Consider the following 16767-nt stretch of genomic DNA (forward strand, 5'->3'; position numbering starts at 1 on the left):
AAAAGTACAAGAAATGGGAGTGACTTACTGAGTCATTCTCGTTTCTTCCCTTACCTATGAAAAAACCATACAGATTAGTAATTTTTAAATGATTGCCTTCTATGCAGTTATTAAGTAATAATTTTGACTTTCAGATAAATGTTCGCAGATGGGGAATAAAAGATTAAGGGAATTGATGTGTCGAATTACTAATTCAGGGTAAGATAATCTAAAATGCCAAAGGAGGAGTTTCTTGAATGTTAAGAATTAATACAAAAGGATTAATGCTATTTGTATTGCTGACCTCTCTTTTATTACTACTAGGGGCATGTGCAAATGCAAATGAAGAAAAAAATGAAAGTACGGGGAATAACAATACAGAAGAGAACCAAGATAATATGGATGAAGATATGGAAGATATGGATCATGGCAATATGGATATGTCCGGTTCGGGTGAAGTTCCTGAAGGTTTAAAAGAGGCGGCTTCACCAGCTTATAAAGTTGGGAGCAAAGCAATTATTGAATCCGATCATATGCCAGGTATGAAAGGTTCGGAAGCAACTATTGTAGGGGCATTTGACACAACAGTTTATACTGTTTCATATACTCCGACTACCGGGGGAGAAAGAGTGGAAGATCATAAATGGGTGATTCATGAAGAGTTAGAGGGAGTCAGAGAAGAAGCACTTAAACCTGGAGCAGAAGTTACTATAAATGCTGAACATATGGAGGGAATGGACGGGGTAACTGCTGAAATTGATTCTGCTGAACAAACAACAGTGTACATGGTTGATTTCACACTGACTACGAATGGTGAAGAAGTGAAAAATCATAAATGGGTAACAGAAGATGAACTATCACCGGTTGAATAAAACAACTTAAAAGTAACAGGGTGTCAGGTAAGTCATATTTTAGACTTTCTGAACACCCTTTTTTATGTGATTATTTTTCGAGTTACCCTTTGTAAATAAAAGGCCATTATATAAGATAATTAAGATGTTCTTTCTTCTATTTTAGTTCTTCTAAATACTGCCTCAATTCTTGCTACAATTCTGCCTCACTAGATCGTTTTAAAGGAAACAGAGAGTGGAAAAAAGAATAATTGGTTATCAGTTGCTAAATTATTAAAATGCTTTAGCCATTGAACTTTAGTCTTGAAGAAACAATACTTTATGACTTGTCTAAGTTGATTCTTGAATCAACTTGAATTAGGAAAGACGTCCGATAATCTAGGATTATCAGATTTCTCCACATTTTCTTGATTTTTTTAATCTATTATTAAATGAGTAATACAAATAAAATGAAGTAGTTATTGAGTTAGGGTGAGAATTTTATATGCCTTCTAGGTTGAAGAATATATCTTTTAAATTGGGCCTTTTGTTCAGTGGGATATTTGTCTGCTTCCTTCTACTGCTTGGTTTGGTCCTCTATAGTGTTTTCACAAATGTCTTGATTGATTATATTAAGCAGGATGTCCTCACGCGTGGAAACAACCACGCCCGTATTTTAGAAGAAAACTTCGACCGGGCAACGATTGGCCATGTGGTTGAAATGGAACAAGGAGTCACAACTGAGGTGCTTATTGTAGATTCCGAAAACAATATCATCGCTGCTTCAAAAGACCCCGACAATGACATGAAGAAGCATCTTGGAGAAAACAGGAAAAAAAGCAGTTATATTCTAGAAGATGATTGGAGGGACCATCGCTATATCATCTCAGTCTCTGTTATTGGCGATCAAGAAGGGTATGTTTACATGTACTATCCTTCAAACATCCTCCGAGAAATCGTCTTTGTCATGAATGCCCTTATCACAATAGCCAGTGTTGGGATTATCCTCCTGGCTTTCGGGCTTATCGGTATTTTGTCAAAAAAACTGACCAGTCCATTGCTTGCAATGAAGGAAGCCACTTCTAAAATGTCATTGGGAAAGTATATGCAAACGATTCCGGTCAAAGGCGAGGATGAAGTAGCCCAACTTGGCATATCTATCCAGAAGTTGGGTGAACAACTTCAATACTTTGAAGATAGCAGGAATGAATTCCTGGCTGCAGTATCCCATGAACTTCGGACTCCCTTGACATACATCAAAGGGTACAGCGATGTGTTGAAAAAAGGAATGGCAAATAGCGACGAAGAAAAAGAGGAGTACTTATCAATCATAAATAAAGAGGCACAGCGGCTATCCATCATGATTAATGACCTGTTTGAAATGAGCAAGCTTCAGGTAGGGAAATTCGAACTGGATAAAAGGCCGGTCAACCTAAATGAGCTAATTAATAAAACAGCTACGAACCTCAGACCTGAAGTGGTAAAAAAAGGACTGAAGATCACTCTTGAACTTGAGGACGGACTGCCAAAAACAAAAGTAGATAAAGAGAGAATGGAGCAGGTTTTCTACAACCTGCTTGAAAACGCGGTAAAATACAGCACTGAAGGCGAAATTACCATTCGATCCTCGACCAAAAAGGACCTTGTTGTTGTAGAAATCTGTGATACTGGGGAAGGAATACCTAAGCCTGAACTTTCCCGAATTTGGGATAGATTTTACCGGGTGGAACGTTCAAGGGGAAGGAAAACTGGAGGAACAGGTCTTGGACTCTATGTGGTGAAGCAAATTATCGAAGCCCATGGTGGACAGATTCAGGTTAACAGTAAGCTGAATGAAGGTACTGTTTTTACCATCTACTTAAAAACTTCCAAGGAGAGAGTGGAATGAACAAAATATTGATTGTTGACGACGAGGCACAAATGAGAAAGCTGGTTAAACTTTATCTGCTTCAAGAAGGCTATCATGTGGAGGAAGCAGAGGACGGACAGGAGGCAATTGACATGCTTCGAAAGGATGACTACGACCTGATGATTCTGGATGTAATGATGCCTATGATGGACGGGTGGGAGACAATACAGCATGTGCGTAAAATGTCTGACTTGCCGATTATCATGCTTACTGCTAAGGGTGCTGTCCAGGACAAAGTTACTGGCTTATCAACAGGGGCGGATGATTACCTTGTCAAACCTTTTGATGAAGCAGAGCTGCTAGTAAGGGTCAAAGCACTCCTTAGGAGGACCGGCCATTCCAATTCTGGAGAGAACATCTTGAAGTATCAGGGGATGGTAATTGACCTCATCGCGAGGGAAGCAATGTATGAAGGGTTGAGTATCATCCTGACACAGACTGAATTCGACATTCTCGCAGCACTAATCGAGCACAGGGGAAAAGTCTTATCACGAGAACAACTTGTGGATATGATTTGGGGGATTGAATTCATGGGTGAGGACCGGACTGTGGATTCGCATATCAAAAACCTTCGTGAAAAGTTGCAGAAAGCTGGAGTGGATAAGTCTATTGTTAAGACAGTTTGGGGTATTGGATATAAAATGGAATAGTGGTGATGAAAAATGAAGCGTTTATTGCCGATCATCATAATGACATTTTCCACCATAACAGGGTTGTTTTTCCTGTTTTTCGTAGTCAGAATGATATGGTTCCCGCCAACTTCCATGGGGATGATGATGGGAAGGCAAATGATGTACCATCATATGCGTTTCTGGTTCGGTCAGGCTTTTTGGCTGTTCCTTATATTGCTTGGAATCGGTTTGTTGCTGTGGATGGTGTTCAACCGCATTAATCGAAAAAAATAAGTAGTCATAACCCTTTTATGCCTTCCTTGTTCACTTCAAGAACAAGGAAGGCTGTTTTATTTTATACAGTAGTGACCTATAGTGTATCAGCCAATAAGAAAATTACATATTTATTAATTTCAATTAAGGAGATGACGCAAAGAATTTTGGTATCGCATCAACGGGTCAAACCGTATTCATCAATATTTAGTGAGGATTCAAGTTCTTATATTCATAATTGAAAATGAATTAACTTACTTACTCAACTACGATAATTCCGACCATTCCGTTCTCTCTATGCCCTGGCAGGGAACAATAAAACTCATATGAACCAGTTTCAGTAGGAGTAAAAGAAATGTTTCCCTCCTCATGTGGACTAGCATGTAAATGTAGTCCATCTCCATGTGAATCATGTGAACCATGTGATGTGATGTTTTCCTGGTCGGTATTAGGCAATGTCGGCATTTTTACTATCACGATATCATGCTCTATGGAGTCGTGATTAGTAAAGGTAAGTAAGACTTTTTTGTTTTTTGACAAATTGATTTTACTTGGAGAATAGGAAAATTTTGATGGGTTAACTTGAATAGTTATTCGGTTTAATTGCTCATCCTTGTCATCAGTAGTAATTTGGGAATGGTTCTCATGTATTGGTGATTCTTTTGAAATAACCGACTCTTTATTTAATTGGTTGCCAAAATAAAAGTATCCTACTAAAACAATGAATGTAAAGATTGGCTTTAAAAGCCAACTGGTAAAAACTCTAGTATCTTTGGTTGCTTTTTGTTGGGAAAGAATCAAATACAGGAATAAGGTAGAGACAGTAATAGTCAAAAATATATTTAGAAGAGAAACTGCTTGGAGTCTTGAAATCATTTCACCAAGCATTGCACCCATCATTCCCCCCATCATTCCAGCCATAGATCCCTCAATAACCGGGAGTATCCCAAATGCAAATCCTGCAGCAATACCTACCGAAATTCCAATCAATACGGAAATAAGGGAAGAAAGGAATAAATCTCCTTGATTTAAAAACCCAAAAAGAATCCCTGAGGTTATACCAATATTCATTGATATAGCCATAGATATAACCATGGATGCCATACTCTTCATCTTTGTTCTATATTGGTATGAAAGTATGATGGAAATTAGAGTCACAAGTAATAGTGTCCCTAAAACAAAATAGTGAAATTCGTTCATTCATCTTCGACCTCCTTTATTTGGTACATCATATGTCACTCCTAGACAAGCCATTCTTAAAAAAAGAATTCTATTTAAGAATAATTATTAAAAAATTCTAAATATTTAGTATTTACAAAAGGTTAGTATGGTAGTAAGATTATTTTTAATTACTCAATGAATATACCGTAGCGGGGTAAAGTACATTTGAGGAGGGAATAGAATGGCAAAAGGACAGAAAATATTGTTTCTTGGGGTCTATGGAATGGAAGTTGTAGAGTGCGGAGGTGCATTGGCTAAGAACGTTCTAAATGGTGGAGAATCATTTGCATCCATCATGCTGTGCCGGGAAACTAGCCAACCACAGGTTAGGAATGCAGCAGAAGTACTAGGAGTAAAGGATATTAAATTCCTGAATTTCCAGTATGGTACTGTTGATTTGAGCGTTGAATCCAAGAAGAAAATTGTGAAAATTATAAGGGAGGTTAAACCTGACATCATTATTACCCAAGATCCCGAACATTCCTTTCACGATTTGGACCCCGACCGTCGTCCGGCAATGACATTGCTTCTCGAGGCAATCGCCCTTTCGAGCAGAGATTTTGCTTTAGATGAACTTCCAGGATTAGAACCTCATCCGATTCCAACTATTTACTACATGACACCGCACCATCCTAATACTGTCGTTGACATTACAGAAGTATGGGAGAAAAAAGAACGTGCAATGGATATGCTTGATAGCCAATTAGAATTCAGTGGCATGCATTTTGATGAAATGCTTGATCCGAAAGCAGCTGAAATTCTGTATCCTGGATTCTCAAAATTAACCAACTTTCAGGAAAAAGGAAGAGCTATTCATCAAGTTCTAGATAAAGCTGTTCATGTTTATCATGGACTTGCAACACATGGACATTTTGCTCTTGCTGAAGCCTATCGAAGAGAAGGTAACTTCCATTTACAGGAATTAATTGTATAACAATTAAAAAGGGGGCCAGAGAATGAGAAAATTAATATCACTTATAATAATTACTCTTTTTGTTTTTTCTTCAGCAGGAAACAGTTTCGCTAAATCAGAAGTAGAATCACTAAAAATCGGGATTCTTAGTGATGAAAGCACGTTAAACCCCTATACTTACCAAACCGGTTATCCAGGTCTTGACTTGGTAAGTCTGCTGTATGACACTCTCTTACAATTAGATAAAGATAATAAACCAGTCCCTTGGCTTGTTAAAGAATATAAAGTCAGTGATAACGGATTAGAGTATAGCTTTAAGCTGAACGATAATATAAAATGGCATGATGGTGAAATGCTTACATCTGATGATGTTAAGTTTACTGTAGATTATTTCATTAAATATCCTAAATCCAGATTTACCAACCCTCTTAAAAACGTTGCCTCATTAACTGTTGAAAACGAAACAGACTTTACTATGATTCTTTCGAAACCTGATCCAAACTTTTTGATTCAACCCCTTGCAGATGTACCAATATTACCTGAGCATATTTGGTCAAAAATATCCACGCCTGACAGTGAAACCAATGCAATAGGCAGCGGCCCATACATTTTAAGTGAACATAAGGCTGACCAATATTATAAAATGACTGCCAACAAGGAATATTTTAAAGAAGCTCCGCCTATTCAAGAAATCATATTTCCAATCATCAAAGATACTACAGCACTCTACAATGCATTGAAATCAGGGGAAATTGATGCGATCTCATCAAATATATCTCCGGAGCTTGTTAGCCAATTTGAGTCTAACCCCTCATTAAAGATTTCACGTGGAGCAGGATTCAGTACCACATTATTCCAGCTAAATTCTGAAAAATATCCTATGACAGAAAAGCCTTTCAGACAGGCAATTGATCTTGCAATAGATAAAAAAAGTCTAGTTGATATCGTGCTTTTAGGATTTGCAGAAGTCGGCAGCCCAGGTTTTATTCACCCATCATCACCTTCTTACAACAGTGAAGTGAAAACTTCTTTCGATCCCGAAAAAGCAAAGCAAATCCTTGATGAAGCAGGTTTCAAGGATAACAATGGAGACGGTTTCAGGGAAGACCAAAAAGGTAATGAAATAAATTTCACCACACTAGTCCACTCAAACAATCCAATAAGAATCCGTGTAGCAGAACTCATTTCTGAAGCTATAAATGAGATAGGCATTAAAAATTCTGTAAAAGCTATGGAAGACACAACCATAATTAGTTTAATGTGGCCTGACTACGATGTTAGCAAGGGAAGAAACTTTGATATGGGAGTATTCGGCTGGTCAAACACGATGCAGCTTTTCCCTGATCGGATAGTCGAGTTGTTTTATTCAGATCCTGCAATTGGTGCTGTAAATATCGGTGGTTATAAAAACAAAGAATTTGATGCTCTGTCGGACCAACTAAGAACGACATTTGATGAGACGGAACGACAAGAGCTTATTAATGATCTGCAATTAATGGTAGCAGATGAAGCACCAATTATTACTCTCTATTATCAGGAAATCGTCAATGCTTATAACCCTGGAAAATATGATGGTTTTGTTTTCCAAACAGGAAAAGGGATAATCAATAAGTTGTCATTTGTCTCTGGGGAAAGAAGTGAAGATGCTGCTGGGAATAACAGTAATTCCGGTGGGGAAAGTAAATCTTCTGATGAAAAAACGTCTAATGACCGCAATTCAGTAAAAGAAAATAATAACGGGATTTTAATTTTTGGCGTACTTATCGTAATAGCAGCTATAGTTTTCTTCTTATTAAAAAGGAAAAAGAAGTCGAACGATAAGGATGATTTTGATTTTTAAGGAATAAAGGATCTATCCCGTAAAATTTTTTACGGGATTTTTTCCTAAACTAGCAGGAGGTGCAGAATAATGGGGAAATTTATGGCAGGCAAGCTTTTGCAATACACAATTGTTATCTTCTTAATGCTGACATTGAACTTTCTTCTGCCTAGGCTAATGCCAGGCAATCCCCTCGTATTTTTGGCAGGTGAAGATGTTGGATTAATGTCCAGCGCTGAGAAAGAAGCAATCTTGGAAAAGCATGGACTTAATGATTCCATATTTGAACAATACATTACTTATATAAAAAATATTCTGACAGGAGAATTCGGTTTCTCCTATCAGCAAAAAAGACCGATTTCGGAGATTATTATGGAGCGCTTACCTTGGACAATGCTTCTAACAGGGCTCGGTCTTGTCCTCTCAACCATTCTAGGAGTAATGTTTGGAGCCATTTCAGCCTGGCGCAGAGGGACTAAAACTGATGCGAATTTATTGACAGTTTTTATGTTTCTAAGTGCAATGCCTTCCTTCTGGGTCGGTATGATTTTAGTTTCTATTTTTTCAGCTCAATTAGGATGGCTCCCCGTTTTCGGAGCTGAAAGTGCCTGGTCGAACTATTCGGGTATGGATAGATTCATTGATATTAGTAGACACCTTATATTACCATTAACAACTCTTATATTAATCTCAGTAACAAGCACCTTCATGATTATGAGATATTCGATGCTAAATGTTCTTGGGGAAGACTATATTATGATGGCCAAAGCAAAGGGCGTAAAAGAAAAAGTTATTAAGTATAAGCATGCCATGAGAAACGCTTTGCTTCCGGTGGCTACTGTATTTATGCTTAGTTTAGGGTTTACCTTGGGCGGGGCAACTGTAATAGAAACGGTCTTTGCATACCCGGGTGTAGGACGATTAATGTTTGAATCAGTCCTAAGCAGAGATTACCCACTGATTCAGGCGACTTTCCTGATTATTACCTTCAGTGTTGTCATTGCCAATTTCTTGGCGGATTTACTATATCCTTTACTTGATCCGAAGGTGGGAAGCCGAAATGGGTAATAAAAAATGGAGAAAGTATTGGCATGTACTTACATCTAATAATATCGGTATAGTCGGATTAGGACTTTTGATTATATTTTTGGCGATAGCTGTTTTCGCTCCTTTACTTGCACCATTTGATCCGACTGAACGTGTGGGAACACCATTTACGAAACCTAACAGCCAATTTCTCCTGGGTACCAATGACGTAGGACAGGATATTTTAAGTGAATTGCTGTATGGTACTAGAATTTCATTATTAATTGGTGTCCTTGCTGCCTTTATTTCGATTCTTCTTGGATGCCTTATCGGTGTAATATCAGGGTATTACGGCGGAAAAGTAGATTCTCTTTTAATGAGATTAGTAGACCTTGTTCTTGTTATCCCATTTTTGCCTCTTATGATCTTATTGGCAGCCTTTATTGGTCCAAGTTTTTGGAATATCATTTTGGTTATAAGCTTAATTTCTTGGGCGAGTCCAGCAAGGGTTATAAGATCACAGGTATTAACGCTAAAAACAAAAGGGTATGTCGAAGCCGCCAAATCAATCGGCACAAATATTAAGGTCATATTAGGCCGGCATATTTTGCCTGGTGTTATCCCAATTGCACTTTCCCAATTTGTATTAGCAGCAAGTCATTCTATTTTAATTGAAGCCTCTCTAAGCTTTTTGGGTCTAGGAGACCCTTTTACTAAGAGCTGGGGAACGATTTTATATTATGCCCAGGCAAGGGGAGCGTTCTTGACGGATGCATGGATCTGGTGGATACTTCCTCCTGGCTTACTCATCACCACATTGGTAATAGGATTTGCTTTTACTGGCTATTCATTGGAAGAAGTTATGAATCCGCGACTGAGAAGGGGGCGTTAGCATATGACTGCTGTATTAACTGTAGAGAACCTCTCGACTTTCTTTAAAACCGAAAAGGGAATTGCCCGTGCTGTAGAAAACGTTTCATTCTCTGTTGAAGAGGGAGAAATGCTTGGACTGATTGGAGAGTCGGGATGCGGGAAAACGACCGTTGCCCAATCGATTCTAAGATTAATAGAGTTTCCCGGAAAAGTGGTGGCTGGAAGTGTTCATTTAAATGGTAGGGATTTGCTTAAAGCCTCCGATTCTGAACTAGATTCTTTAAGATGGAAGGATCTTTCTGTCATACCACAAAATGCGATGAATGCACTAAATCCCGTTTATACAATAGGCGATCAAATTATGGAAGCCATTTTGCTCCATGAAAGAGTAAGCAAAAGAGAAGCACTGGCACGGACGAAGACCCTACTTGAGCTTGTCGGTATCGATGGTGACCGATGGAAAAGCTATCCCCACGAATTCAGCGGAGGGATGAAGCAGCGCGTTGCCATTGCCATGTCTCTTGCTTGTTCTCCCAAACTGGTAATTTCCGACGAATCAACGACAGGACTAGATGTATTAACCCAGGCACAGGTGATAGCATTAATTAAAAACCTTCAGAGAAAGATGGATTTATCAGTAATACTAATTTCACATGATTTGCCGATGGTTACTGCTATTTGCGACAAAATTGCAATCATGTATGCAGGGAAAATTGTTGAGCTTGCATCAACAGAGGATATATTGAATGATACAAGACATCCTTATTCAAAGGCTTTATTACAAGCGACTCCTGACCTGTCCGATCCTGATCGGGAAGTGATTTCGATACCAGGCAGTGTCCCTAATCTAGTAAACATCCCACAATGTTGCAGGTTTCATACTCGATGTGCGTTTGCCTTTGACCGCTGCAGAAAAGAAACACCTGAGTTCAGGGAAGTAAAAAATGGTCACTTTTCCGCATGCTTTCTTGAGGAGGAGGAAAATGGATAATTCAATTTTACTGAAAGTAAGAGACTTGAAGAAAACGTTTGTGAAGAAAACTGGATCGATTTTAAACCGGAAATTGCAAAATGTTTACGCTGTCCATAACGTTAGCTTTGAGATTAAAAAAGGGGAAATTCTAGGGATCATCGGGGAAAGCGGCTGTGGAAAAACTACAACAGCGCGAATGGTGATGCGCCTGATGAAGGAAACCAGCGGGGAAATCCTTTTTGAAGGAAGAGATTTATGTAAATTAACTGATTCAGAGACAAACAAGCTGAGAAACAAAATGCAAATGATTTTTCAGGATCCATATGATACTCTCAATCCTGGTATGACAATAATGGACATTTTAATGGAACCAATCAATGCCCACGAAAAACACCTGCCATATGATGAGAAAGTCCGAAGGGTCAAAGAGGCTATTGAATCAATTGAGCTGAGGCCGGCTGAAGACTATATGGAGAGGTTTCCACATCAGCTTAGTGGCGGGCAGAGGCAAAGGATTGCTATAGCAAGAGCTGTGATTCTGGAACCACTGTTTATTTCAGCTGATGAACCTACTTCTATGCTTGATGTTTCTGTCCGAGCAGGTATTTTAAACCTCCTTCTCGAACTTAAGAAGAAAATGGGCTTGACCATGATGCTGATTACACATGACCTATCGACAGCAAGTTATATGTGTGACCGCATTGCTGTCATGTACCAGGGTAAAATCATCGAGGTCGGGCCCACCAAGAAAATCATTCAATCGCCTTCACATCCTTACACAAAGGCACTAGTTTCGGTAGTGAAAGATCTAAATTACTTTATCCAAAATCGAGAAAAGTTAATTCTAGATGGTGAAGTGGATGCAACCGAAGAGACAGCAGGATGCCCATTTGTAAAAAGATGTCCATACCAGGAGGATATTTGTAACAGTAAAATGCCTAAACAAGAATCTCTAGGCGCAGGCCATGCAGTATCTTGTCACTGCCATAGTAATTTACTTGAAAAAACTTCTTAGGAAAGGGAGTTTTAAATTGAACAACGAAAAGAAAATAAAAGTCGCTGTTAATGGTGGCATTGATTTCGGGTCCAAACTGACTGCTAATCAGCTTCGAATACTTGCAAAATATATGGAGGACGGCCAGGAGCTAGAGCTTACAACCTTCCAGCAGCTTTATATTGATATTCCTGACAGTAAAAAGGATGAAATTATTACGGATTTTGAGTCGGTCGGGTTACAATGCTACCCAGTCGGCAATTTTGTAAAGAGCCTTAGAACCTGCAACTTTTGTAAAGGTGCAGAGGAAGAGGGAATGCCTGTCGCAATCGAACTTAATAAGAGAATTGCCGGAAAACCTGTTCCGTTTACCCTAAAACCAGCATACACCGGCTGTCCTGTTGGCTGTGGAGAGCCTTTGGTTAATGATATTGGAGTTATGAAAATAAATGGGAATCAATATAATCTTTATATTGGCGGGAAAACAAAAGGAGAGGATGCCGAGGCAGGAAGCTTATTTAAGGAAAATCTAAATCCTGAAGAACTTTATACTACAGTCGAAGAAATTATTAGGGTATATGGGGAAAAAGGAAAGAAACGAGAGCCTTTCCATAAATTTTTAAAGAGATTCGGAAAGGAAGAGCTAATTGAAAATATAAGTCAGGTATAAGGGGGAATGGGCATGGGTGTAGAGGCGGCTAATGAACAAGTATTGCCACCCACTGGTTGCTCTACAAATCATAGAAAGAGCCATCATTCAGAAAAAATAAAAAAGAACCTTGATTCAAGGCTAAATCGGATTGAAGGACAAATTCGCGGGGTTAAAAGATTAATTGAAAATGATACCTACTGTGACGATGTGATAACTCAATTATCCGCCATCCAATCTGCTTTAAACAGCGTTGCAAGTCTTCTTCTTGAAGGACATTTAAAAAGCTGCGTCCTAGAAAGGATAAATGAAGGAGATACTGAAGTCATTGATGAGGTCCTAGTTACCTTCCAGAGATTGCTGAAAAAGTAAGAGAGAAAGAAAACCGGGAGGGATTTTCGGTGGCTCAACAAGAGACGGCGGGTATACAAAGTACGAAACAAAAGGTTAGCACCATCTTAGCTTTAGCTATTCCAGCTATGGTTGAGAATACCTTACAAATGGTGGTAGGTTTTGTGGATACCCTGTTTGTTGCCAGACTTGGTTTAAACGAAGTGACAGCTGTTGGGATAGCGAATGCAGTTTTAGCCGTTTATATTGCTATTTTTATGGCAATAGGGGTGGGAACTTCTTCGCTAATTGCCAGGAGCATCGGATCAGGAGACATCGAAAAAGCAAAATCGATTGCCAGGCAATCCACTTTTATTTCTATTTTGGCGGGAATGATCTTCGGTATCATTTCCGTCTTTTTTAGTGAGCCGTTGCTTAAAATGATGGGCGCAGAATCAGATGTTTTAAGAGATGGGTCCATATATTTACAGATTGTTGGAATTCCATCTGTCTTTATTTCATTGATGTTCAATTTTGGTAGCATATTAAGGGCTGCTGGGGATACTAAAACACCTATGAAAGTAAGCTGGTGGATCAACTTAATTCATATTGGTCTAGATTATGTCCTGATTTTTGGCATATTTAAGTTGGATGGATTTGGTCTAGCTGGAGCCGCGTGGGCCACTGTCATTGTAAGGCTTTTGGGGTCAGCTGCGTTGTATCATCATATAAAAAAATCTCCGGTTTCTTTTTCTTTCTTTGGCGAATCTTCCAAAGGAGATTCATTTGCTATCTTAACATTATCTGCACCTGCAGCAATTGAGAGACTAATTATGCGTCTTGGCCAGGTGGTTTATTTTGGCCTGATCGTGAAAATAGGGGCAGAAACGTATGCTGCCCACACAATTGCAGGGAATATTGAAACATTTTCATATATGCCGGGTTACGGTCTTGCAATAGCAGCCACTACCCTTGTTGGCCAAAGGATCGGTGCTAAACAGTATAGGGAGGCATATGAATTTGGTTTTTTAACTACGGGGTTAGCAATTGGATTTATGTCATTAATTGGCTTGGTGTTGTTCTTTTTATCTCCATGGTTTGCTTCCTGGTTTACTACAGACCTACATGCTAGAAGCATGGTTGTAACCGCGCTAAAAATTGATGCTTTTGCACAGCCTGCATTGGCAGTGGGTTTAGTTTTAGCAGGTGCACTTCAGGGGGCCGGCGACACAAAAAGTCCGATGTACAGCACCGCACTTGGCATGTGGGTGATTAGGATAATCGGAGTTTATATTTTTGGAATACATTTCGGCATGGGGATAGCGGGAATATGGATTTCAATCGCGATTGATTTATATACAAGGGGAGCTTTTTTGTTTTATCAATTTAAAAAACACTTTAAAAAAATAGAAGAAAAAAATTTAGGGATTAACTGAATCAATTTTTATAAGCTTATTTATCGCTGTATGTATTAACCTACAATTCTAATTTTAAAAATTCTATTTATATTTTCTTGACCATCCTTTAATGGTTATTAAAAGTTATTTTAATGATGCACCCACATATACTATAGAGGGGTAATGTATATTGAGAACAGTAGGAGGTTTTGCTTATAGATATCAAGAGGTTTACTTGGATTGATGAGGTTTCGGGTCTAGAACATAATAGGGGGAAACACAATGCTTAATTATGGGAAACGCTTATCATTTTTCAGCTTACTTTGTGTACTGATATTAGTATTTAGTGCCTGTAATAATAGTCAAGTTAATACTCCTGCAAATAAAGAAAAGAATGAAGAAAAAACAAGCAGTTCTAATAAAGAGCAAGTTATCACAGTCAATGCGTTAAGTGAACCGCCTAGTCTTGAACCAGCACTGATTGATAACCAGACTGCAGGGGATATTTCAAATCAATTATTCGAGGGTTTGGTCCGATTGGACAAAGAAGGAAACATAGTTCCTGGTGTCGCAGAAAAGTGGGACATTTCTGATGATGGAGCTGTTTATACTTTCTATTTTAATAAGAATGCTAAATGGTCAAATGGTGACCCTGTGACTGCTAAGGATTTTGTCTATTCGTGGGAGAAGGTTTTACGTCCAGAAGTAGCTTCACCTCTTGGCAGTAACTTGTTCTTTATTAAAAATGGAGCAGCATACAATGAAGGTTCATTAAAGGATCAGGCACAGCTGGGAGTTAAGGCTATTGATGAGTATACACTGGAGGTTACTTTAGAAAAACCTACTTCCTTTTTCTTAGGTTTAACTGCTTTCTTTACATTATTACCGATCCATGAAAAAACGGATAAGGCAAATCCAGAGTGGGCTTCTGAAGCTGAAACCTTTGTTTCTAACGGACCTTTTAAAATTGAGAGTTGGAAACACGGCCAAGAATTAATTATGGTTCCAAATGAAAATTATTGGGGCAATGATGTAGTTAAGCTTGAAAAGTTAAAGTGGGTAATGGTGAATGAACAAAATACTGAATATGCTATGTACCAATCGAACGAGCTCGATTTTTCTGCCAATATCCCAAATTCAATAAGAAGTAAATTAATCGCTTCAGGTGAAGCAAAAACAGCGCCAAGCGCAAGTTTAGCTTATATAAGATTTAATCATGAGGATCGAATTTTTAAAAATGAAAAAATCCGTAAAGCATTAGGTCTTGCTCTTGATAGAAAACTTTTGGTCGAAAAAGTGACACAGGGAGGAGAAGTTCCCGCTCTTGGTTTAATACCATTAGGATTGAGTAGTGGTGCAGGAGAATTCAGGGAATTAGCTGGAGACTCCTTGTTTAAGGATAATGATTTAGACACAGCAAAACAACTTCTGAAAGAAGGACTCGAAGAACTGGGACTTTCTACATTGCCAAAAATTAATCTGCTTTTTTATACAGACGATACTTACAATAAACTTTCTCAAGCAATGCAGGAAATGTGGAAGAAAAACTTAGGAATTGATACAGAGCTCCAAACGATGGAACGTAAGGTATTTGTTCAAAATGTTCAAGCCGGTGAGTACCAATTAGCTTTGTACAGTACTGGCGCAGACTATGATGATGCAAGCAATTTAATGGGACAATTCATGAGTGGGGATGTCTATAACTATAGCAACATTTCTATTCCTGATTACGATCAATTAATGGAAAAAGCAGAAGCGGAATTGAACCTGGAGAAGCGAGCGGGGTATTTGGTCGAAGCTGAAAAGGTTCTAATAGACCAAATGGCAATTTCCCCACTTTATTACCGTACAAAAGTTTACTTGCAAAAGGACTATATCGAAGGAGTCTATCAGTATACAATTCAGGCAATTGATTTCCGGGAGGCGAGTGTTAAGTAGTAAAAATGGTGGCGCGCTAAGCGGCTAGAATGCTGAAAGAGTGTACAATGAGTACACTTTTTCAGTTGTTTTTGCTTAAAATCATAAAGGAGGGGGAATATGCGGCAATTTATTACCAGGAGAATTATTAGTGTTATCTTAACTTTATTTGTCATTATTTCGCTTACCTTTTTATTGATGTACGCAATACCCGGTGATCCTTTTACAAGTGAAAATCGTATTCCAGAGCAGGTAGTTGAAAACTTAAAAGAGCATTATGGACTTAATGATCCCTTGTTAATACAATATTTTAAATATCTAAAGGGAGCATTATTGATGGACTTTGGTCCTTCAATCAAATGGGATAACCAGACAGTTAACCAATTAATTGCTAACGGATTTCCTGTTTCGGCCATGATAGGTATTCAAGCCATTCTTATAGCTGCATTCTTTGGTATCGTTTTAGGTATTCTCGCAGCTTTTCGTCACAATAGTGCAATTGACTATTTTTCGATGATTATTGCCATACTTGGCCTTTCCGTCCCTAGCTTCATTTTTGCTACAATATTAATCAATTTTTTTGCTATAAAGCTGCAATGGTTCCCTGTCGCAACATGGGGTACATGGAAGCACTCCGTTTTGCCAAGCATTGCTCTTGCTGTTACACCGATGGCTTATATTGCACGACTTACTAGATCAAGTATTTTAGAAGTACTTTCGATGGATTATATTCAAACTGCCATGGCTAAAGGAGTGACTGGTTTCAGATTTATTTTTAAGCATGTACTTCGTAATGCAATGATTCCAGTTGTAACAATACTTGGTCCCATTACAGCTACAGTATTGACTGGAAGCTTTGTCATAGAACAAATCTTCGGTATTCCAGGCTTGGGGAAATATTTTGTTGAGGGCATCACTGATAGAGATTATCCATTAATTTTGGGAACGACTGTTTTTTATAGTGCTATATTAATATTCTTTATTATATTAGTCGACCTTGCATACGTTCTGATCGATCCAAGAATAAAACTTATCAAAAGGAGGGGATAGATG

The 16767-nt window shown here is 38.5% G+C and carries 16 protein-coding genes; 15 read left to right on the plus strand and 1 reads right to left on the minus strand.

Translation table 11 applies throughout. From position 1 onward, the window contains the following. Positions 1 to 236: 236 nt before the first annotated feature. The 4 genes from RH061_RS11840 (at position 237) to RH061_RS11855 (ending at position 3623) form a co-directional block, all read left to right on the plus strand. Positions 237 to 851: a YdhK family protein gene (locus RH061_RS11840; RefSeq protein ID WP_214904554.1), complete on the plus strand. Its 615-nt coding sequence runs from the start codon at positions 237 to 239 to the stop codon at positions 849 to 851. A gap of 463 nt (positions 852 to 1314) precedes the next feature. After that, the gene (locus RH061_RS11845; protein WP_311070421.1) at positions 1315 to 2697 is read left to right on the plus strand and encodes a sensor histidine kinase; all 1383 of its coding nucleotides are present in this window, start codon (positions 1315 to 1317) and stop codon (positions 2695 to 2697) included. After that, positions 2694 to 3368 (plus strand): response regulator transcription factor, encoded by a 675-nt coding sequence (locus RH061_RS11850; RefSeq protein ID WP_311070422.1) that lies wholly within the window; start codon positions 2694 to 2696, stop codon positions 3366 to 3368. Before RH061_RS11845 ends, RH061_RS11850 begins: the two co-directional genes overlap by 4 nt. A 12-nt stretch (positions 3369 to 3380) precedes the next feature. Beyond that, the gene (locus RH061_RS11855; RefSeq protein ID WP_214904561.1) at positions 3381 to 3623 is read left to right on the plus strand and encodes a hypothetical protein; all 243 of its coding nucleotides are present in this window, start codon (positions 3381 to 3383) and stop codon (positions 3621 to 3623) included. Between the two features lie 237 nt (positions 3624 to 3860). Here RH061_RS11855 and RH061_RS11860 read toward each other — a convergent pair whose 3' ends face one another. Beyond that, positions 3861 to 4802, minus strand: coding sequence for a plastocyanin/azurin family copper-binding protein (locus RH061_RS11860; RefSeq protein WP_286182730.1), 942 nt, complete (start codon positions 4800 to 4802; stop codon positions 3861 to 3863). Positions 4803 to 5004: 202 nt separating this feature from the next. On the opposite strand from RH061_RS11860, the gene RH061_RS11865 reads away from it, so the two are divergent. The 11 genes from RH061_RS11865 to RH061_RS11915 all read left to right on the plus strand — a co-directional run bounded on the left by RH061_RS11865 (position 5005) and on the right by RH061_RS11915 (position 16764). Then, positions 5005 to 5757 carry a PIG-L deacetylase family protein gene (locus RH061_RS11865; RefSeq protein WP_214904563.1) on the plus strand — a complete coding sequence of 251 codons (753 nt, stop codon included), beginning with the start codon at positions 5005 to 5007 and terminating at the stop codon, positions 5755 to 5757. A 22-nt stretch (positions 5758 to 5779) separates the two neighbouring features. Next, positions 5780 to 7576 carry an ABC transporter substrate-binding protein gene (locus tag RH061_RS11870; protein WP_311070423.1) on the plus strand — a complete coding sequence of 599 codons (1797 nt, stop codon included), beginning with the start codon at positions 5780 to 5782 and terminating at the stop codon, positions 7574 to 7576. Between the two features lie 69 nt (positions 7577 to 7645). After that, complete coding sequence (locus RH061_RS11875; RefSeq protein ID WP_311070424.1) at positions 7646 to 8623, plus strand: ABC transporter permease; 978 nt, start codon at positions 7646 to 7648, stop codon at positions 8621 to 8623. Next, on the plus strand, positions 8616 to 9473 hold the full coding sequence (locus RH061_RS11880; protein ID WP_311070425.1) for an ABC transporter permease: 858 nt from the start codon (positions 8616 to 8618) through the stop codon (positions 9471 to 9473). Before RH061_RS11875 ends, RH061_RS11880 begins: the two co-directional genes overlap by 8 nt. A gap of 3 nt (positions 9474 to 9476) precedes the next feature. Then, positions 9477 to 10445, plus strand: a complete 969-nt coding sequence (locus RH061_RS11885; protein ID WP_311070426.1) for an ABC transporter ATP-binding protein — start codon at positions 9477 to 9479, stop codon at positions 10443 to 10445. Beyond that, entirely contained in the window at positions 10438 to 11442 is a 1005-nt protein-coding gene (locus RH061_RS11890; protein ID WP_311070427.1) for an ABC transporter ATP-binding protein, read from the plus strand. Before RH061_RS11885 ends, RH061_RS11890 begins: the two co-directional genes overlap by 8 nt. A gap of 16 nt (positions 11443 to 11458) precedes the next feature. Next, positions 11459 to 12091, plus strand: a complete 633-nt coding sequence (locus RH061_RS11895; RefSeq protein ID WP_225650193.1) for an NAD(P)/FAD-dependent oxidoreductase — start codon at positions 11459 to 11461, stop codon at positions 12089 to 12091. Positions 12092 to 12103: 12 nt separating this feature from the next. Further along, positions 12104 to 12442 (plus strand): metal-sensitive transcriptional regulator, encoded by a 339-nt coding sequence (locus RH061_RS11900; RefSeq protein ID WP_192472109.1) that lies wholly within the window; start codon positions 12104 to 12106, stop codon positions 12440 to 12442. 29 nt (positions 12443 to 12471) lie between these two features. Next, positions 12472 to 13836 (plus strand): MATE family efflux transporter, encoded by a 1365-nt coding sequence (locus tag RH061_RS11905; RefSeq protein ID WP_396654807.1) that lies wholly within the window; start codon positions 12472 to 12474, stop codon positions 13834 to 13836. Positions 13837 to 14079: 243 nt separating this feature from the next. Further along, positions 14080 to 15735, plus strand: coding sequence for a peptide ABC transporter substrate-binding protein (locus RH061_RS11910; RefSeq protein WP_311070428.1), 1656 nt, complete (start codon positions 14080 to 14082; stop codon positions 15733 to 15735). A gap of 99 nt (positions 15736 to 15834) precedes the next feature. Continuing rightward, on the plus strand, positions 15835 to 16764 hold the full coding sequence (locus RH061_RS11915) for an ABC transporter permease (protein WP_214705850.1): 930 nt from the start codon (positions 15835 to 15837) through the stop codon (positions 16762 to 16764). The last annotated feature ends 3 nt before the right edge of the window (positions 16765 to 16767 follow it).

It is taken from the genome of Mesobacillus jeotgali, assembly GCF_031759225.1.
GTDB classification, from domain to species: domain Bacteria; phylum Bacillota; class Bacilli; order Bacillales; family Cytobacillaceae; genus Mesobacillus; species Mesobacillus jeotgali_B.

Excerpts from the sequence above, each read along its gene's own strand:
- RH061_RS11840 (WP_214904554.1), top strand. The coding sequence starts at position 237 with ATGTTAAGAATTAATACAAAAGGATTAATGCTATTTGTATTGCTGACC.
- RH061_RS11860 (WP_286182730.1), bottom strand. The coding sequence starts at position 4,802 with ATGAACGAATTTCACTATTTTGTTTTAGGGACACTATTACTTGTGACT.
- RH061_RS11855 (WP_214904561.1), top strand. The coding sequence starts at position 3,381 with ATGAAGCGTTTATTGCCGATCATCATAATGACATTTTCCACCATAACA.
- RH061_RS11865 (WP_214904563.1), top strand. The coding sequence starts at position 5,005 with ATGGCAAAAGGACAGAAAATATTGTTTCTTGGGGTCTATGGAATGGAA.
- RH061_RS11875 (WP_311070424.1), top strand. The coding sequence starts at position 7,646 with ATGGGGAAATTTATGGCAGGCAAGCTTTTGCAATACACAATTGTTATC.
- RH061_RS11850 (WP_311070422.1), top strand. The coding sequence starts at position 2,694 with ATGAACAAAATATTGATTGTTGACGACGAGGCACAAATGAGAAAGCTG.
- RH061_RS11910 (WP_311070428.1), top strand. The coding sequence starts at position 14,080 with ATGCTTAATTATGGGAAACGCTTATCATTTTTCAGCTTACTTTGTGTA.
- RH061_RS11900 (WP_192472109.1), top strand. The coding sequence starts at position 12,104 with ATGGGTGTAGAGGCGGCTAATGAACAAGTATTGCCACCCACTGGTTGC.
- RH061_RS11870 (WP_311070423.1), top strand. The coding sequence starts at position 5,780 with ATGAGAAAATTAATATCACTTATAATAATTACTCTTTTTGTTTTTTCT.
- RH061_RS11845 (WP_311070421.1), top strand. The coding sequence starts at position 1,315 with ATGCCTTCTAGGTTGAAGAATATATCTTTTAAATTGGGCCTTTTGTTC.
- RH061_RS11890 (WP_311070427.1), top strand. The coding sequence starts at position 10,438 with ATGGATAATTCAATTTTACTGAAAGTAAGAGACTTGAAGAAAACGTTT.
- RH061_RS11880 (WP_311070425.1), top strand. The coding sequence starts at position 8,616 with ATGGGTAATAAAAAATGGAGAAAGTATTGGCATGTACTTACATCTAAT.
- RH061_RS11885 (WP_311070426.1), top strand. The coding sequence starts at position 9,477 with ATGACTGCTGTATTAACTGTAGAGAACCTCTCGACTTTCTTTAAAACC.
- RH061_RS11915 (WP_214705850.1), top strand. The coding sequence starts at position 15,835 with ATGCGGCAATTTATTACCAGGAGAATTATTAGTGTTATCTTAACTTTA.